Origin of the sequence: Rhizobium sp. WYJ-E13, from assembly GCF_018987265.1 — a bacterium.
Classification (GTDB): domain Bacteria; phylum Pseudomonadota; class Alphaproteobacteria; order Rhizobiales; family Rhizobiaceae; genus Rhizobium.
In genome coordinates, this window is record NZ_CP076853.1 from 2,643,970 (window position 1) to 2,659,195 (window position 15,226).

Here is a 15,226-nt window from a genome sequence, read left to right on the forward strand (position 1 = left end):
CTTCTGCTGATCATAAAAAGCGCCGATACGAATTTTATGGAAATTGCGCGTGCCGATCTGCTATAAGCAACGAACTAGGTTTGTAACACGGTTCCGAAGTTCCCCTTCGGGACCTGTTTTCTTTTGTGTCTGCGCGAACTGCGGATGCGGGGAGAGAAGGACGAAAAAATGGTTGATAAGGTACCGATGACACAGGGTGGTTTCGTCAAGTTGCAGGAAGAACTGCGCTGGCGTCAGCAGGAGGAGCGCCCGCGAATCATCGAGGCAATTGCGGAAGCGCGCGCCCATGGCGACCTCTCCGAAAATGCCGAGTACCATGCTGCCAAGGAAGCGCAGAGCCACAATGAAGGCCGCATTACCGAGCTCGAAGACCTGACGGCGCGTGCCGAAATCATCGACCTCTCCAAGATGTCGGGCGACAAGATCAAGTTCGGCGCCAAGGTGAAGCTCATCGACGAGGACACCGAAGAGGAAAAGACCTACCAGATCGTCGGCGATCAGGAAGCCGACGTGAAGCAGGGCCGCATCTCCATCTCCTCCCCGATCGCCCGCGCGCTGATCGGCAAGGAAGTCGGCGATTCCATCGAAGTCAATGCGCCCGGCGGTTCGAAAGCCTACGAAATCCTTTCCGTTTCCTGGGGCTGATCGCCTTCGCCTCTCTCAGCAAGAGCAGCCAGTGCCGGATATCAGCGACGTCGAGATCATCGCGCCCAACCTGAAACGCCGGCTCTCCGGCGTCACGTCGACAATCGTCCAGCTCATCCCCTGCCAGATCCGGCTGGGGATCAGGATCGCCGCACTCGGCCCCGGCCTGCCGCCGGAACTTCCCCGTTTGAAATGGCCGCAGCTTGCCGGCCTCTGGCGTCCGCCGGCCGGCCGGCGCCGCCGCATCTGGCACGCGCGCCGCAACAATGAGATGGCGGCAGGCATCCTCATGCGCCACGTGCTGCGCGTGCCGCTGAAGCTCGTCTTCACCTCGGCCGCCCAACGCCACCATACTTCCTATACGCGTTGGCTGATCCGCCGAATGGATGCGGTGATCGCCACCAGCAGCCGTTCCGGCTCCTTCCTCAAGGTGCCGCACACGGTCATCCAGCACGGCATCGATCTTACCCTCTTCCACCCGCCTGAAGGGCCTGACGATACGATCACTGCCACCGGCCTGCCCGGCCGCTACCTTGTCGGCTGCTTCGGCCGCGTGCGCCATCAGAAGGGCACCGACCTTTTCGTCCAGGCGATGATCGCACTCCTGCCGCAGCATCCGGACTGGACGGCCGTCATTTCCGGCCGCGTCACGCCGGAGCACACGGCATTCGCCGACAAGCTGAAGGCCGATATCGCCGCAGCCGGTCTGACTGACCGCATCGTCTTCATCGGCGAGGTGCCAGATATCAAGGTCTGGTATCGCCGCTTGACGCTTTACATCGCCCCCTCCCGCAATGAAGGCTTCGGCCTGACACCGCTGGAGGCGATGGCTTCGAAAACGGCAGTCGTGGCATCTGACGCCGGTGCCTATGCCGAAATGATCGTGCCCGGCGAAAACGGCATCATCGTGCCCCCCGGCGATGGCGAGGCGCTGACGGCAGCCATCGTCACCTATCTTACCGATCCTGCGCTCGCCATCGCACAGGGCGAGACGGCTCTCCGGCACGTGCGGGAAAATTTCGCACTGGAAAAGGAAGCGACGGCGATCAACCGGATTTACCAGCAACTTCTCGGCGCGTAAGTCGTTCGTCAGACCATGGCAACGGATATATCAGGGAGGTAGGGACACGTAGATGTCGACCGCAAACGACAACGAAAACCTGGTCAACGTGCTTTGTATGAAATGGGGGACGCTCTACGGCGCCGAATACGTCAACAATCTCTACCGCGGCGTCAAACGACACCTGAGGCGCCCGCATCGCTTTGTCTGCTTCACCGACGACACGGTAGGCCTCGAGGAGGGTATCGAAACCTTCCCTCTGCCCGAGCTCGGTCTGCCTTCCGGCTCCAGGGACCGCCGCTGGCAGAAGCTTGGGCTCTTCCGCCGTGAGCTTGCCGATCTCAAAGGCATCGCCCTCTTCCTCGATCTCGACCTCGTCATCGTCGATGATCTGGAACCGCTCTTTCAGCACCCGGGCCAATTCCTCACCATCCGCGACGATGATCTCTTCCAGGCAAAACCGCTGCGCAAGATCAACCCTGCCCGCGACAAGTTCCTGGCCTCGGTCGGCAACAGTTCGGTCTTTCGCTATGAGATCGGCGCCCACCCCTATATTCTCGACACCTATACCGCCGATCCAGTGGCGGCCATGGCGAAATACGAGATCTCCCAGCAATTTCAGAGCGCGCAGCTGCAAGCACATGGACACCTGCAGTACTGGCCGCGCGAATGGTGCGTAAGCTTCAAGAACGCCTGCGTGCCGCGCCATTTCAAGAGCTTCTGGCGCGATCCCGAGCTGCCGCCGGAGGCCAAGATCGTGGTCTTCGCCGGTAGTCCGAAAATGAGCGAGGTTTTTGAAGGCGGCGGCCAGCACTGGTATCGCCGCATCGGCAATACCGACTGGCTCAGCAGGGCCTGGCGCGGCTAGATTACAGTTCTACCAGCCCGAGCTTCTTCACCTGCCGGATCGTCAGCATGGTGCGAACGGTATCGACATGCTCGTTGGCCGTCAGTACTTCAATGACGAAGTCCTGGAAGCGGGTAAGGTTCTGGGCGACACAATGCAGCAGGAAATCGCTGTCGCCGGACACCATCCAGGCCTGACGCACCAGCGGCCATTCGGTGGTGGCCGCGGCAAAGGCCTTTAGATTGGCTTCGGACTGGTGCTTGAGGCCGACCATGCAGAAGGCGACGAGATCGAGCCCGAGCTTCGGGCTGTTCAGCATCGCGTGATAACCTTCGATGACGCCGGCCTCTTCGAGCTTGCGCACACGACGCAGGCAGGGCGGCGCCGATATTCCCACCCGATCGGCAAGCTCCACATTGGTCATGCGGCCGTCTGCCTGCAGTTCTCGCAATATCTTTATGTCGATGACGTCAAGTTCAGCGCGAACCACGCTCAGGCCTTTCTTTAATTCCCCGCGGGCAGCTTCTATATAAAGCCACGGAATACGCAAGAAAGTTTCAGTGAGATGACGGAATCTTGCAAAGCCGGTGCATTTGCCTTGTTGGTAATGCAAGGCTGCCCTTGAATAAAAGCATTGGTCGTTCATAAATGGCGACGGGATCGCGAAACGGCCTTATTCACCTCTTAGCCGCCGCATCCTGCCAGTCGAAAGGAAATTCCATGTCTGCCCGCCATACCAAGGTGCTCATCATCGGCTCCGGACCTGCCGGTTATACGGCCGCGGTCTATGCCGCGCGCGCCATGCTGAAACCGGTTTTGATCGCCGGTCTGGAACAGGGTGGCCAGCTCATGATCACCACCGACGTCGAGAACTATCCGGGCTTTGCCGATCCGATCCAGGGGCCGTGGCTGATGGACCAGATGTTACAGCAAGCCCAGCATGTCGGTGCCGAAATCGTTAACGACCTTGTGACCGAAGTCGATCTCAACCAGCGCCCCTTCGTTGCCCGCACCGATAGCGGCCAGGTCTGGACCGCCGATACGCTTGTTATCGCGACCGGCGCCAAGGCCAAATGGCTCGGCATCGAAAGCGAGCAGCATTTCCAAGGATTCGGTGTATCGGCCTGCGCCACCTGCGATGGCTTCTTCTATCGCAACAAGGATGTGATCGTGGTCGGCGGCGGCAACAGCGCCGTCGAGGAAGCGCTCTATCTCTCCAACATCGCGAAGTCGGTCACCGTCGTGCACCGCCGCGACGGCTTCCGCGCAGAAAAGATCCTGCAGGAACGTCTCTTTTCCAAGGAGAACGTCAAGGTTCTCTGGAACACCGAGGTCGCCGAGATCACGGGTACGCCGGCAAAGCCCCCCATGCCGCCGTCCGTTTCCGGTGCTCGCCTGCGCGATACCCGCACCGGCGCCATCACCGATGTCGCTATTGATGGTGTCTTCGTGGCAATCGGTCACGCGCCCGCAACCGAGCTTTTCAAGGGCAAGCTGAAGCTGAAGGACAATGGCTATCTCTGGACCGCACCGGATTCGACTGCGACCAGCCTGGAGGGAGTCTATGCCGCAGGCGATGTGACGGACGATACGTTCCGCCAGGCGATCACCGCCGCAGGCATGGGATGCATGGCCGCCCTCGAGGCAGAACGTTATCTGACGGGCCATGTGCCCGTTGCCGTAGCAGCGGAGTAATTGTGGCATGAGGGGTGGGGGAATGCCATTGGATTGGGACAAGCTGCGTATTTTCCACGCAGCCGCCGAAGCCGGATCGTTTACGCATGCGGCTGACAAGCTGCATCTGTCCCAGTCGGCCATCAGCCGTCAGGTCAGCGCGCTCGAGCAGGATGTGGGCACCAAGCTCTTCCACCGCCATGCGCGCGGCCTGATCCTCACCGAACAGGGCGAACTGCTTTACCGCACCGCCCATGATGTGCTTCTAAAGCTCGAAACCGTGAAGATGCAGCTGACCGAAACGACGGAAACGCCGTCCGGCAAGCTGCGCGTCACCACGACTGTCGGCCTCGGCCAGGGCTGGCTGACCGACAAGATCCAGGAATTCCTGCAGCTTTATCCCGATGTTCAGATCCAGCTTATCCTCGACAACGAGGAAGTGGATGTGAACATGCGCCATGCCGATTGCGCCATCCGCCTTCGCCAGCCGCAGCAGTCCGACCTGATCCAGCGCAAGCTCTTCACCGTGCATATGCACGTTTATGCGGCCCCCTCCTACATCAACCGCCATGGTGAACCACAAAAGATCGAGGATCTCGACAATCATCGCATCATCACTTTCGGCGAACCCGCACCGAACTATCTGCTCGACGTCAACTGGCTGGAAATCGCCGGCCGCTCGTCGGACAACAAGCGCATTCCGCATCTGCAGATCAACAGCCAGACCTCGATCAAGCGCGCCTGCCTGCTCGGCATCGGCATCGCCTGCCTGCCCGACTATATCGTCGGTCGAGACCCCGGCCTGATTCAGCTTGCGATCAATGCCGATGTTCCCTCCTTCGATACCTACTTCTGCTATCCTGACGAGATAAAGAACGCCGCGAAGTTGAAAGCCTTCCGCGATTTCATCGTCAGCAAGGCCCGCAACTGGAACTTCTGATTTCCATTTTTATGGAAGAGATTTCAAATCATGCAACCTGTGCATGACTGACATGCACAAAAAAGGGTTGCTGTTTGCTCATTAAAACACCACATAGCACATAGCTGATGCACACGGTGGCTTTTCCTCCCAGTTCCACCGCATTAGCTGTTCCCCTCTGGAGGTTTTTGACCTTCACACTTATAAGGGCCCTGGTTTTCCGGTGGCCCTCTTTTTTTGCCCGAATTTTTCTTTTTGCCTGAATTTTTGCCGGCAGATACCGCAATGCGGAAAAATTTGTGCAGCGCATAGCTGACATGCACAAAAAACTATTGAAAGCTGCACAAAGAACCACCATATCGCTCATAGCTGATGCATTTGGTGGTTTCTCTCCCAGTGCCACCGCGTTGGCTGTTCCCCTCTGGAGGTTTTTGACCTTCACACTTATAAGGGCCCTGGTTTTCCAGTGGCCCTCTTTTTTTGCTTAAATTTTAAGCGGAACAAAAAGCACCGCCCTCACGCCTCCGTGATTTGCATATCGAAAATCTTCGAACCATATATCGAGAAAATCCGATTTATAGTTCGATGAACGACGATGGACAAAGACGAGATCCTCAAGGCGCTGGCCAACCCTGCCCGGATGGACATCCTCAACTGGCTGAAAAACCCGGAAGAACATTTTCCGACGCAGGAGCACCCATTTGAGATGGGCGTCTGCGCCAGCCAGTTCGAACGCTGCGGCCTTTCCCAGTCCACCGTGTCCGCGCACCTCGGCACCCTTCATCGTGCCGGCCTCGTCACTAGCAAGCGCGTCGGCCAGTGGATCTTCTACAAGCGCAACGAAGAAACGATCGCTGCCTTCCTCCAGCAGCTGACGCAGGATCTGTAAATTATGCCCCTTGCCCTGCTCGTTCTCGCCTTGAGCTCTTTCGCGATAGGCACCACCGAATTCGTCATCATGGGGCTTCTGCCCGAAGTCGCAGCCGACCTTTCCGTCACGATCCCTGAGGCCGGGTGGCTGGTGACGGGTTACGCGCTGGCCGTCGCCATCGGCGCACCCGTCATGGCGGTTTCGACTGCCAAGCTGAAGCGCCGCTCGGCCCTCATCATGCTGATGGCCTTCTTCATTGCCGGCAACCTGCTCTGCGCCATCGCGCCCAATTACTGGGTACTGATGATCGCCCGCATCGTCACCGCCCTCTGCCACGGCGCCTTCTTTGGCATCGGCTCGGTCGTTGCTGCCAATCTCGTCAGCGAAGACCGCAAGGCCCGCGCCGTCGCCCTGATGTTTACCGGGCTGACGCTCGCGAACGTACTCGGCGTCCCGCTCGGCACCGCCATCGGCCAGGCCTATGGGTGGCGCTCCACCTTCTGGGTTGTCACCGCGATCGGCATCGTCACCATTGCAGGCCTGATCGCCATCCTGCCGAAGGATAGACAAGAAGAGCAGAGCAGCATCCTGCGGGAGATCGCGGCATTGCGGAACGGGCGCCTCTGGATGGCGCTCTCGGTCACCGTCTTCTTCTCGGCTTCGATGTTCACGCTTTTCACCTATATCGCCCCGCTGCTGCGCGACGTGACGGGCATCTCACCTGAAGGCGTCACCTGGACGCTGTTCCTGATGGGTATCGGCCTGACGGTCGGTAACCTCATCGGCGGCAAGCTCGCCGACTGGCGCCTCGGCACTGCCCTTGCCGCGATCTTTGCGGCAATCGCGCTGACCTCGGCGATCTTCTTCTATACAAGCCGCTTCTTCATACCCGCCGAAATCACCCTGTTCCTGTGGGCAGCCGCCACCTTCGCTGCGGTTCCCGCCCTGCAGGTCGGTGTCGTCGGTTTCGGCAGGGATGCACCGAACCTCGTTTCGACCATCAATATCGGCGCCTTCAACACCGGCAATGCCCTCGGCGCCTGGGTCGGCGGCATGGTCATAGACGCCGGCCTCGATCTCAACCGCGTTCCCCTCGCCGCCGCCGCCATGGCCATCATCGGCCTTGCCGCAACTGTTCTCACCTATCTCTCCGGCCGGGCGCAGACCGCTCCCGCTGCCGCCGAGTGATCCCCCAAGCAGAAAGGACCCTCCATGGCCAAGCTTTTCCAGCCGACACAGATCGGCGATATCGCTCTCAAGAACCATATCGTCATGGCGCCGCTCACCCGCAACCGCTCACCGGGCGCAATCCCGAACGACCTCAACGTCGAATACTATCGCCAGCGCGCCACGGCCGGCCTCATCATCACCGAAGCGACCGCCATCACGCATCAGGGTCAGGGTTATGCCAATGTTCCCGGCCTCTACAGCAAGGAAGCCCTTGACGGGTGGAAGCGCGTGACGGATGCCGTTCATGCCGAAGGCGGCAAGATCGTCGTTCAGATGTGGCATGTCGGCCGTATCTCCCACACCGAGCTGCAGCCGAACGGCGGCAAGCCGGTTTCCTCGACCAACCGCATCGCCAAGGCCAAGACCTACCTCGTCAACGCTGACGGTACCGGCGCCTTTACCGACACCTCCGAGCCACGCGCACTCGAAACCTCCGAGATTCCCGGGATCGTCGAGGATTACCGCAAGGCCGCCCGCGCTGCGATCGATGCGGGCTTCGACGGTGTAGAAATCCACGGCGCCAATGGCTACCTGCTCGACCAGTTCATGCGCGACGGCGTCAACGACCGCACCGACGAATATGGCGGTTCGATCGAAAACCGCACGCGTTTCACCTTCCAGGTCGTCGAAGCCGTGACCAGGGAAATCGGCGCCCGCCGCACCGCAATCCGCATTTCGCCGGTCACCCCCTCAGGCGACTCCTACGATTCCAACCCGCAGGCGCTCTTCACGCATGTCGTTGAAGGTCTCGCCAAATACGACCTCGCCTATATCCATGTCGTCGAGGGCCAGACCGGTGGCGAGCGCGATTATCGCCAGGGCGACAACCCGTCCTTCGATTACAAGGCGCTGCGCACTGCCTATGAAAAGGCAGGCGGCAAGGCGGCCTGGATGGTCAATAACGGCTACAACAGAGATATGGCGATCGAGACTGTCGAAAACGGCGCGGCCGATCTCGTCGCCTTCGGCAAACCCTTCATCTCCAATCCCGATCTCGTCGAGCGCCTGGAAAGGAACCTGCCGCTCAACACGCCGGATCAGTCCACCTTCTACGGTGGCAGCGCAAAGGGTTATGTCGATTATCCGACCCTCGAAAAGGTCGCCTGATCGTCTTCAACAAGCAGAAATCCCGCCAACCGGCGGGATTTCCATTTCAGGGCATCGTCGCTAGCATGCGCCCATGTTCTCGCCTTATCTCGAACGCTGGTCGCTGACATCGGACGGCGAACCCATCATCACCCATTCAAGCCGTCTCCTACCGGTCATCTGGCAGGACAAACCCGCCATATTGAAAGTTGCAACCGACAGCAGCGAGCGAGACGGCGCATTGCTGATGAAATGGTGGGACGGCGATGGCGCGGCTCGAGTCTACGCGCAGGAAGATGATGCCGTCCTTCTGGAACGTGCGACGGATAAATGCTCGCTGCTCGACATGGCGTTGAATGGCGAGGACGATGAAGCGAGCCGCATCATGGTGCAGACGGCAGCACGGCTGCATGCGCCCCGCCCCACCCCTCTTGACGATTCCACGACGCTCGAGCGCTGGTTCCGCAGTCTGGAGCCTGCGGCACGCACCTACGGCGGCACCTTTGCCGACAGTTGGAAGATCGCCACCACCCTGCTCGCTGCGCCTCAGCAGCTCACTATTCTCCACGGTGACATCCACCACCGCAACATCCTCGATTTCGGCGAAAGGGGTTGGCTGGCAATCGATCCCAAGCGGATCTATGGCGAACGCGGTTACGACTTCGCCAATATCTTCGCCAACGAAGACCTGCCGACGGTGACAGATCCCGAACGCCTCCAACGTCAGCTGCCGATCGTCTCCAAGGAAGCCGATATCGAGCCAGCAAGGCTGCTCAAATGGATCGCCGCCTATTCCGGCCTCTCCGCCGCCTGGTTCCTTGAAGATGACGACCATGCCTCGGCGGAGAAGCCTCTGACGGTCGCGCGCATCGCACTCGCGGAACTTGCTTAAACCGCCTTTTCGGCGTGCGAAAGAAGCGCCGTCGCACCATGCGGTTCGGGCAGCGAGCCCTGAGCGATGAGCGACGCACGCACGGCCTCATCGATCGGCGTATGCGGCTCGGTCCCGAGTTCGGCCACCAGCCTGTCGTTCTTCATGCGCAACGGTACCTTCCAGAGATAGCGCATCTCCTTCAGCTCCCGCATGACAGTCATGAAGGGAGCAAGCAACGGCACAACGAACCATGGAAAGCGGCCGATCTTCGCCTTGCCGCCGGCGACACGCCGAACCGCCTCCGCCATCTGACGGCCATCACCATCCCAGAAGCCGTTCATGTGATAGCAGGCGAAGGCCGGCAGGCGTTCGGCTCGCTCGACGAGTTGCACCATCGTCTCGGAAACATCGGGCAGATAGGCCCAATGGTGCCCGACGCCGGGCAGTGCCGGGTTCTTGATGGTACCAACCGGCTTGTCCGGCGTAGCAAAAGCGGCGGAGAACCAGCTATTGCCTGTGGCGCCCGGCCCGAAAAAATCCCCGGCGCGGACGATGATGACACCTATGCCGGTCTCAGAGGCAGCTTTCAGGCGCTTCTCCATCTCGACGCGGATCTTGCCCTTCTTCGTCACCGGATGCTGCGGGCTATCCTCCGTCACATCAGGAAAGGCATCCGGCCCGAAATTATAGACGGTACCAGGCAGCAGGATGCGCGCACCGACGGCACGAGCCGCGGCAATCGTATTCTCCAGCATCGGCAGAACCAGCTTCTCCCAGTCACGGTAGCCGGGCGGATTGACGGCGTGGACGATAAGGTTTGTGCCCTCAGCGGCCCTGCGCACGTCGGCCGCGTTCATCGCGTCGCCCTGCACCCACTCGAAACCCTGTTCGCTGCCGGATGCCTTCGCAGCGTTTCGGTTGAGCGCCCTCACCTTCCAGCCGTGCGCCCGCAGCTTGCGGGCGACTGCGCCGCCGATGCCGCCGGTCGCGCCGAGAACGAGCGCCAGTTTCCTGTTCTGATATTCGCTGCTCATGATCGTCTCCTTGTTCGATGAGACGACTATGCCTCCACAGGCAGATAAACAAAATTGACGAAATAAGTTGCATCGCTATACATAAATATATGAACATCGAGCCAAGCTGGGACTTTTACCGCTCCTTTCTCACCGTGTTAAGGCAGGGATCGCTTTCGGCCGCCGCCCGCGAACTCGGTCTGACGCAGCCGACGATCGGCCGCCATATCGACGCTCTGGAGGAGGCCGTCGGCGCGGAGCTTTTCATCCGCTCATCCAACGGCCTGCTGCCGACAGACGTGGCGCTCGATCTCCAGCCCTATGCCGAAACACTGGCAACGACGGCTGCTGCTCTCCTGCGCACCGCATCCAGCCAGCGCGGCAAGGTGGAAGGCACCGTGCGTATCAGTGCCAGCGAAGTGATCGGCATCGAGGTGCTGCCACCGATCATTGCCGATCTGCAGGAAGCCTATCCCGGATTGCAGGTGGAACTTTCGGCCTCCGATGCGCTGGAAGATCTGATGAACCGGGAGGCGGATATTGCCGTGCGCATGGCCGAGCCGCAGCAGGATGCGCTGATGGTGCGTCGCATCGGCGATATCCCGCTCGGCTTTCACGCGCATCGCCGCTATTTGGAACGCCACGGCACGCCGCGGACCATGGCCGAGCTTGCCGGTCATCGCATCATCGGTTTCGACCGGCAGACGGCCTATATCCGCATGATGCGCAAGCTCCACCCGCTGGCCGACGAGCTTGCCTATTCCTTCCGCACCAGCAGCCATCTGGCGCATTACACCGCCATTCGTGCCGGCATCGGCATCGGCATCTGCCAGACGGGGCTTGCCCGTCCAAACCCCGACCTCGTCCATATCATGGCGGATGAATTCGAAATCCCGCTCGGCACATGGGTCGCCATGCACGAGAGCCTCAAGACCTCGCCACGCTGCCGCGTCACCTTCGACGCGCTGGTCAGGGGCCTGTTGAACTATATCAAGTCATGCAAGCAAACGCGCGCCTGACGACGCGCTGAAAGACGATAGGAAATCGGCGGAAGATCAGGGCTCTGGGGAGACCTCCGGCGAACGGCCCTTGGTAAAGCCGTCCACGACCTCAGTCTCGGGACGATCACCACCCTCGGCATATTCCTCGTGCCACTTGCCCTGCGCATCCTGCCAGCTGATCTCGGCGGAATCGCCGCCGACCTGCTGTTCGGCTGCAACGATGCGGGCTGCTTCGAGCGCTTCGGAGTGGCTCGGAAATGCTTCGGAATAGACGTCCCCAAGCTTGTAGGCCCAGCCGCCGTCATGCGGTACGACTTCGTAGACCACCTTGACCATGCATGTGTCTCCTCTTCTTCTCGTTGCGCATCCGTGGGCCTCCGGATCATGTCCGGTTCAGCGCGGGCCGCTTGAGAAGATTTCGAGGACGCCGCGATCTGTTTTCCGGCTGCCGTATGAAAAGCAGTATTCCATTAATCGTCACAGACTGCAAATTCCATCAGTCGCGAGTCTGCTTGCATGGAAAAATCACCGGCTTAGATTGCCCAGGGAATCAAAATCGTCGCTGGTGATGGACATGGCATTGCATCTCAAGGAAGAAAAATTCCTGATCGTGGCGATCGTCGTCGCGGTCATTGCCTATTTGCTGGAACATTCTCTCATGCAGGCCGGCCGGGCCACGGCGCTCGTCGCAGCCGCCGCCCTGATCGTAACCATCGTGCTCGCCTCCATGCGCGTCGCCCATCACGCCGAACTGCTGGCCGTCAAGGTCGGCGACCCCTACGGCACGATGATCCTGACGCTCTCGGCCGTCGCCGTCGAAGTCATCATCCTCGGCATCATGATAAGCGGCGAAGAAAGCTCGCCGACGCTGGTGCGCGACACGATCTATTCGGCACTCATGCTTGACATCAACGGAGTCCTCGGCCTTGCCGCCCTCCTCGGCGGCCTGAAGCACGGCGAGCAGCCCTACAACGACAATTCCGGCAAGACCTATGGCGTAATGATCCTGACGGCCATGGGCATTTCGATGATCGTTCCGGAATTCGTGCCCCACGATAAATGGCATTATTATTCGGGCTTCACCATCATCGCGATGATCGCCCTCTACGGCCTCTTCCTGCGCATGCAAGTCGGCCAGCACAGCTACTTCTTCTCCTACAGCTACCCGCGCTCGGAACGGCAGAAAGAACATCCCGAGGAGCACGATGAAGAGGGTTCGGTTTCGACCTCGATCGCGATTATCCTCATTGGCGTGGTGATCATCGGTGCGCTCGCCGAATTCATGTCGGGCTTCATGAGCGAAGGCCTGCGCGACAGCGGTGCTCCGATTGCCGTAACGGCCATCGTGGTTGCCGCCATCTCCGCAGCACCGGAAATCCTGACAGCCTTGCGGGCGGCCCTGCGCAACCGCATGCAGGCGACCGTCAACATCGCCATGGGTGCCTCTCTCTCGACGGTCATCCTGACAGTGCCGGTCATGGAGGGGATCGCGCTATACACCGGCCAGCCCTTCATCATGGCCATGTCGCCGGTCCAGACGGTCATGGTGTCGATCACCCTGATTGCAGCCGCCATCAACCTTAACGATGGTGAGACGAACGCCATTGAGGGCATGACCCATTTCATCCTCTTCGCTACCTTCATCATGCTGAGCTCGATCGGACTCTGAATCTGAAATCAGCGACTTGGCGGCAAAAGCGGAATCATTTCCGCAGCACGTTGAAGTGAAAAACGAGACAACAAAAAAGCCCGCCATCTCTGGCGAGCTCTTCGAATGGGGCTGATGCCACCGATTACTTGCAGGCGGCGCAGAAGCGCTGAATGCGGCGGCAGGCTTCCTCGAGCAGCTCTTCCGAGGTCGCATAGGAGATGCGGAAGTTCGGGCCGAGGCCGAAGGCCGAGCCGTGCACGACGGCAACACCTTCCGACTCCAGCAGCTCGGAAACGAAATCCTCATCGTTCTCGATCACCTTGCCCGACGGAGCCGTCTTGCCGATCAACCCGGCGCAGGACGGATAAACGTAGAAGGCCCCTTCCGGCACAGGGCAGACGATGCCCTTGGCCTGGTTCAGCATGGAAACGACGAGATCGCGACGGCCTTCGAAGATCTTCTTGTTCTCGGGGATGAAGTCCTGTGTGCCGTTCAGTGCTTCGACAGCCGCCCACTGGGCGATCGAGGTCGCTCCTGAGGTCTGCTGCCCCTGGATCATGTCCATAGCCTTGATCAGCTGGATCGGGCCTGCCGCATAGCCGATGCGCCAGCCAGTCATCGCATAGGCCTTGGAGACGCCGTTCATCGTCAGGGTGCGGTCGTAGAGTTTCGGCTCGACTTCGACCGGCGTGACAAATTTGAAGTCGCCATAGGTCAGATGCTCGTACATGTCGTCGGTCAGCACCCAGACATGCGGATGCTTCATCAGCACGTCGGTCAGCGCCTTCAGCTCGGCATGCGTATAGGCGGCGCCCGTCGGGTTGGACGGCGAGTTGAAGATGAACCATTTGGTCTTCGGGGTGATCGCCTTTTCGAGATCGGCGGGCTGGAGCTTGAAATTATGCTCCTGGGTAGCCGAAACGAAAACCGGCGTGCCGCCGCAAAGTGCCACCATCTCAGGATAGGACACCCAGTAGGGCGCGGGGATCACGACTTCATCGCCGGGGTTCAGCGTCGCCATGAAAGCGTTGAAAAGGATCTGCTTGCCGCCCGTGCCGACGATCGTCTGCTCCCAGGAATATTCCAGACCGTTCTCGCGCTTGAACTTGGCGGCTATCGCCTTGCGCAGCTCGGGGATACCGGATACCGGCGTGTATTTCGTCTCGCCGCGATTGATCGCGTCGATGGCGGCTTTCTTGATATTATCGGGCGTATCGAAATCCGGCTCGCCGGCACCAAGGCCGATGACATCGCGTCCTTTGGCTTTCAGCTCGCGCGCTTTCTGAGAAACAGCGATGGTGGCTGAAGGCTTCACGCGGGAAAGGGCATCGGCAAGGAAAGCCATGATATCGGTCCTACAAGGTTGAAACGGGCAGAAGGCCGGGACCGGAGTTCTGCGCTAAGCTCTATGTCCAATGTATGACAGCATTTCAAGCGCAAAGGCGTGATGGCGGCGATGATTCTTATTGATCTATTGCCGCAGCCGCATCCGGAATTCTGAACCGCGCTTCGGCGAGACGCCGCAATTGGCGGATCCAGCCTCACAGGAAGTTGAATAAGTTTCTGAAGTCGGCCCCGTTTTATTCCTTAAAAACAAGGTTATCGGCCGTTTACCATTTGCCACGAATAAGCCGCAACAAATGCTGCGGCATGCCGCAATTCGGTCGTGAGAGCGCCGAGATCAAACCCGTATTCTATCACCATCGGACATTGGTTATTGAGGGCATGCCATGTTTCTGGAAGACGAGCGCGCAGCGGGACGCTTGCGCACAAGCCGGGTTTGCCTGTCGCTGATGGTGGCAGTCATCGCTTTTGCATGCTGTGTCGTCGCGACGTTCAGCCTCTTTTCAGTCGCCGAAGCAGCACCGGCCGTGGCTTCCAGCGCCCGTGAGGCAACGCATGCCGACCAGACGATCACTCAAGGCCTGACGATGCTTTTTGCCGCCTTTGTCGCAGCAAACGGTTTTGCCATCTGGCTGCGACGCATCAAGGGTCTCGTTGTTTCCGGAGGCAAGCGCGATGCCCGGTAAATCGCAGCGTGCAGGCTGGAACGAGGATGAAGACGCGTTCCAGCCGCTGCCGACCTACATGGAGCTCGCCATGGCTGCCGCCGTGGCCCATGAAGTGCCGCCCGCATCGCCGAGACCCCGCCTCCCCGGACTTTCGATCATCGAAAAATTGGTCGCCGTTGGTATCGTGTGCCTCGCCTTCTACGGCATGGCGCTGATCGGCTGCGGGCTTTTCCTGAAGGCTGAAGCAAAGCGCACTGGTTTCATCACACAACGGATGATGAGCGCCGAGCTGCAACAGGCCGATTTTGACATCCGCTTCCCTGCCCACGTAATCAACTGACCT

General features: G+C 59.8%; 18 protein-coding genes. 13 read left to right on the forward strand and 5 right to left on the reverse strand.

Features of this window, described 5'->3' with window-relative positions; all coding sequences use genetic code 11:
• Positions 1–168 precede the first annotated feature (168 nt).
• From greA to KQ933_RS13340, 3 genes are read left to right on the forward strand one after another with little or no spacing between them, the layout of a single operon-like run.
• On the forward strand, positions 169–645 hold the full coding sequence (gene greA / locus KQ933_RS13330; RefSeq protein ID WP_183731439.1) for a transcription elongation factor GreA: 477 nt from the start codon (positions 169–171) through the stop codon (positions 643–645).
• A 31-nt stretch (positions 646–676) separates the two neighbouring features.
• The gene (locus KQ933_RS13335) at positions 677–1,726 is read left to right on the forward strand and encodes a glycosyltransferase family 4 protein (protein ID WP_216755330.1); all 1,050 of its coding nucleotides are present in this window, start codon (positions 677–679) and stop codon (positions 1,724–1,726) included.
• Between the two features lie 52 nt (positions 1,727–1,778).
• A complete protein-coding gene (locus tag KQ933_RS13340) occupies positions 1,779–2,573 on the forward strand; it encodes a hypothetical protein (RefSeq protein ID WP_216755331.1) in 795 nt (264 codons plus the stop codon).
• A 1-nt stretch (position 2,574) separates the two neighbouring features.
• On the opposite strand, the gene KQ933_RS13345 is transcribed toward KQ933_RS13340, so the two are convergent.
• Entirely contained in the window at positions 2,575–3,042 is a 468-nt protein-coding gene (locus KQ933_RS13345; RefSeq protein ID WP_007824299.1) for an Lrp/AsnC family transcriptional regulator, read from the reverse strand.
• A gap of 230 nt (positions 3,043–3,272) precedes the next feature.
• Between KQ933_RS13345 and trxB the strand changes: the two genes are divergently transcribed.
• Positions 3,273–4,247 carry a thioredoxin-disulfide reductase gene (trxB, locus tag KQ933_RS13350; protein WP_216755332.1) on the forward strand — a complete coding sequence of 325 codons (975 nt, stop codon included), beginning with the start codon at positions 3,273–3,275 and terminating at the stop codon, positions 4,245–4,247.
• 22 nt (positions 4,248–4,269) lie between these two features.
• Positions 4,270–5,166, forward strand: coding sequence for a LysR family transcriptional regulator VtlR (locus tag KQ933_RS13355; protein ID WP_183731448.1), 897 nt, complete (start codon positions 4,270–4,272; stop codon positions 5,164–5,166).
• A 28-nt stretch (positions 5,167–5,194) separates the two neighbouring features.
• Here KQ933_RS13355 and KQ933_RS13360 read toward each other — a convergent pair whose 3' ends face one another.
• Positions 5,195–5,587 (reverse strand): hypothetical protein, encoded by a 393-nt coding sequence (locus tag KQ933_RS13360; protein ID WP_216755333.1) that lies wholly within the window; start codon positions 5,585–5,587, stop codon positions 5,195–5,197.
• Positions 5,588–5,740: 153 nt separating this feature from the next.
• On the opposite strand from KQ933_RS13360, the gene KQ933_RS13365 reads away from it, so the two are divergent.
• From KQ933_RS13365 to KQ933_RS13380, 4 genes are all read left to right on the forward strand, one after another.
• Complete coding sequence (locus KQ933_RS13365) at positions 5,741–6,034, forward strand: helix-turn-helix transcriptional regulator (RefSeq protein WP_113325116.1); 294 nt, start codon at positions 5,741–5,743, stop codon at positions 6,032–6,034.
• Positions 6,035–6,037: 3 nt separating this feature from the next.
• On the forward strand, positions 6,038–7,204 hold the full coding sequence (locus tag KQ933_RS13370; RefSeq protein WP_216755334.1) for an MFS transporter: 1,167 nt from the start codon (positions 6,038–6,040) through the stop codon (positions 7,202–7,204).
• 24 nt (positions 7,205–7,228) lie between these two features.
• A complete protein-coding gene (locus tag KQ933_RS13375) occupies positions 7,229–8,353 on the forward strand; it encodes an alkene reductase (RefSeq protein ID WP_216755335.1) in 1,125 nt (374 codons plus the stop codon).
• Between the two features lie 73 nt (positions 8,354–8,426).
• Positions 8,427–9,224: an aminoglycoside phosphotransferase family protein gene (locus KQ933_RS13380; RefSeq protein ID WP_216755336.1), complete on the forward strand. Its 798-nt coding sequence runs from the start codon at positions 8,427–8,429 to the stop codon at positions 9,222–9,224.
• On the opposite strand, the gene KQ933_RS13385 is transcribed toward KQ933_RS13380, so the two are convergent.
• Positions 9,221–10,240: an NAD(P)H-binding protein gene (locus KQ933_RS13385; protein WP_216755337.1), complete on the reverse strand. Its 1,020-nt coding sequence runs from the start codon at positions 10,238–10,240 to the stop codon at positions 9,221–9,223. The genes KQ933_RS13380 and KQ933_RS13385 overlap by 4 nt on opposite strands.
• A gap of 89 nt (positions 10,241–10,329) precedes the next feature.
• On the opposite strand from KQ933_RS13385, the gene KQ933_RS13390 reads away from it, so the two are divergent.
• On the forward strand, positions 10,330–11,238 hold the full coding sequence (locus KQ933_RS13390) for a LysR family transcriptional regulator (RefSeq protein WP_216755338.1): 909 nt from the start codon (positions 10,330–10,332) through the stop codon (positions 11,236–11,238).
• A gap of 36 nt (positions 11,239–11,274) precedes the next feature.
• Here the strand turns inward: KQ933_RS13390 and KQ933_RS13395 are convergent, their stop codons facing one another.
• Complete coding sequence (locus tag KQ933_RS13395; RefSeq protein WP_007824317.1) at positions 11,275–11,556, reverse strand: DUF2188 domain-containing protein; 282 nt, start codon at positions 11,554–11,556, stop codon at positions 11,275–11,277.
• A 232-nt stretch (positions 11,557–11,788) separates the two neighbouring features.
• Between KQ933_RS13395 and KQ933_RS13400 the strand changes: the two genes are divergently transcribed.
• The gene (locus tag KQ933_RS13400) at positions 11,789–12,889 is read left to right on the forward strand and encodes a calcium:proton antiporter (RefSeq protein WP_216758908.1); all 1,101 of its coding nucleotides are present in this window, start codon (positions 11,789–11,791) and stop codon (positions 12,887–12,889) included.
• 124 nt (positions 12,890–13,013) lie between these two features.
• On the opposite strand, the gene KQ933_RS13405 is transcribed toward KQ933_RS13400, so the two are convergent.
• Complete coding sequence (locus KQ933_RS13405; protein WP_216755339.1) at positions 13,014–14,216, reverse strand: pyridoxal phosphate-dependent aminotransferase; 1,203 nt, start codon at positions 14,214–14,216, stop codon at positions 13,014–13,016.
• A gap of 385 nt (positions 14,217–14,601) precedes the next feature.
• On the opposite strand from KQ933_RS13405, the gene KQ933_RS13410 reads away from it, so the two are divergent.
• Both KQ933_RS13410 and KQ933_RS13415 read left to right on the forward strand, forming a co-directional pair.
• The gene (locus KQ933_RS13410) at positions 14,602–14,901 is read left to right on the forward strand and encodes a hypothetical protein (RefSeq protein ID WP_216755340.1); all 300 of its coding nucleotides are present in this window, start codon (positions 14,602–14,604) and stop codon (positions 14,899–14,901) included.
• The gene (locus tag KQ933_RS13415; RefSeq protein WP_216755341.1) at positions 14,891–15,223 is read left to right on the forward strand and encodes a sortase; all 333 of its coding nucleotides are present in this window, start codon (positions 14,891–14,893) and stop codon (positions 15,221–15,223) included. Before KQ933_RS13410 ends, KQ933_RS13415 begins: the two co-directional genes overlap by 11 nt.
• Positions 15,224–15,226 lie beyond the last annotated feature (3 nt).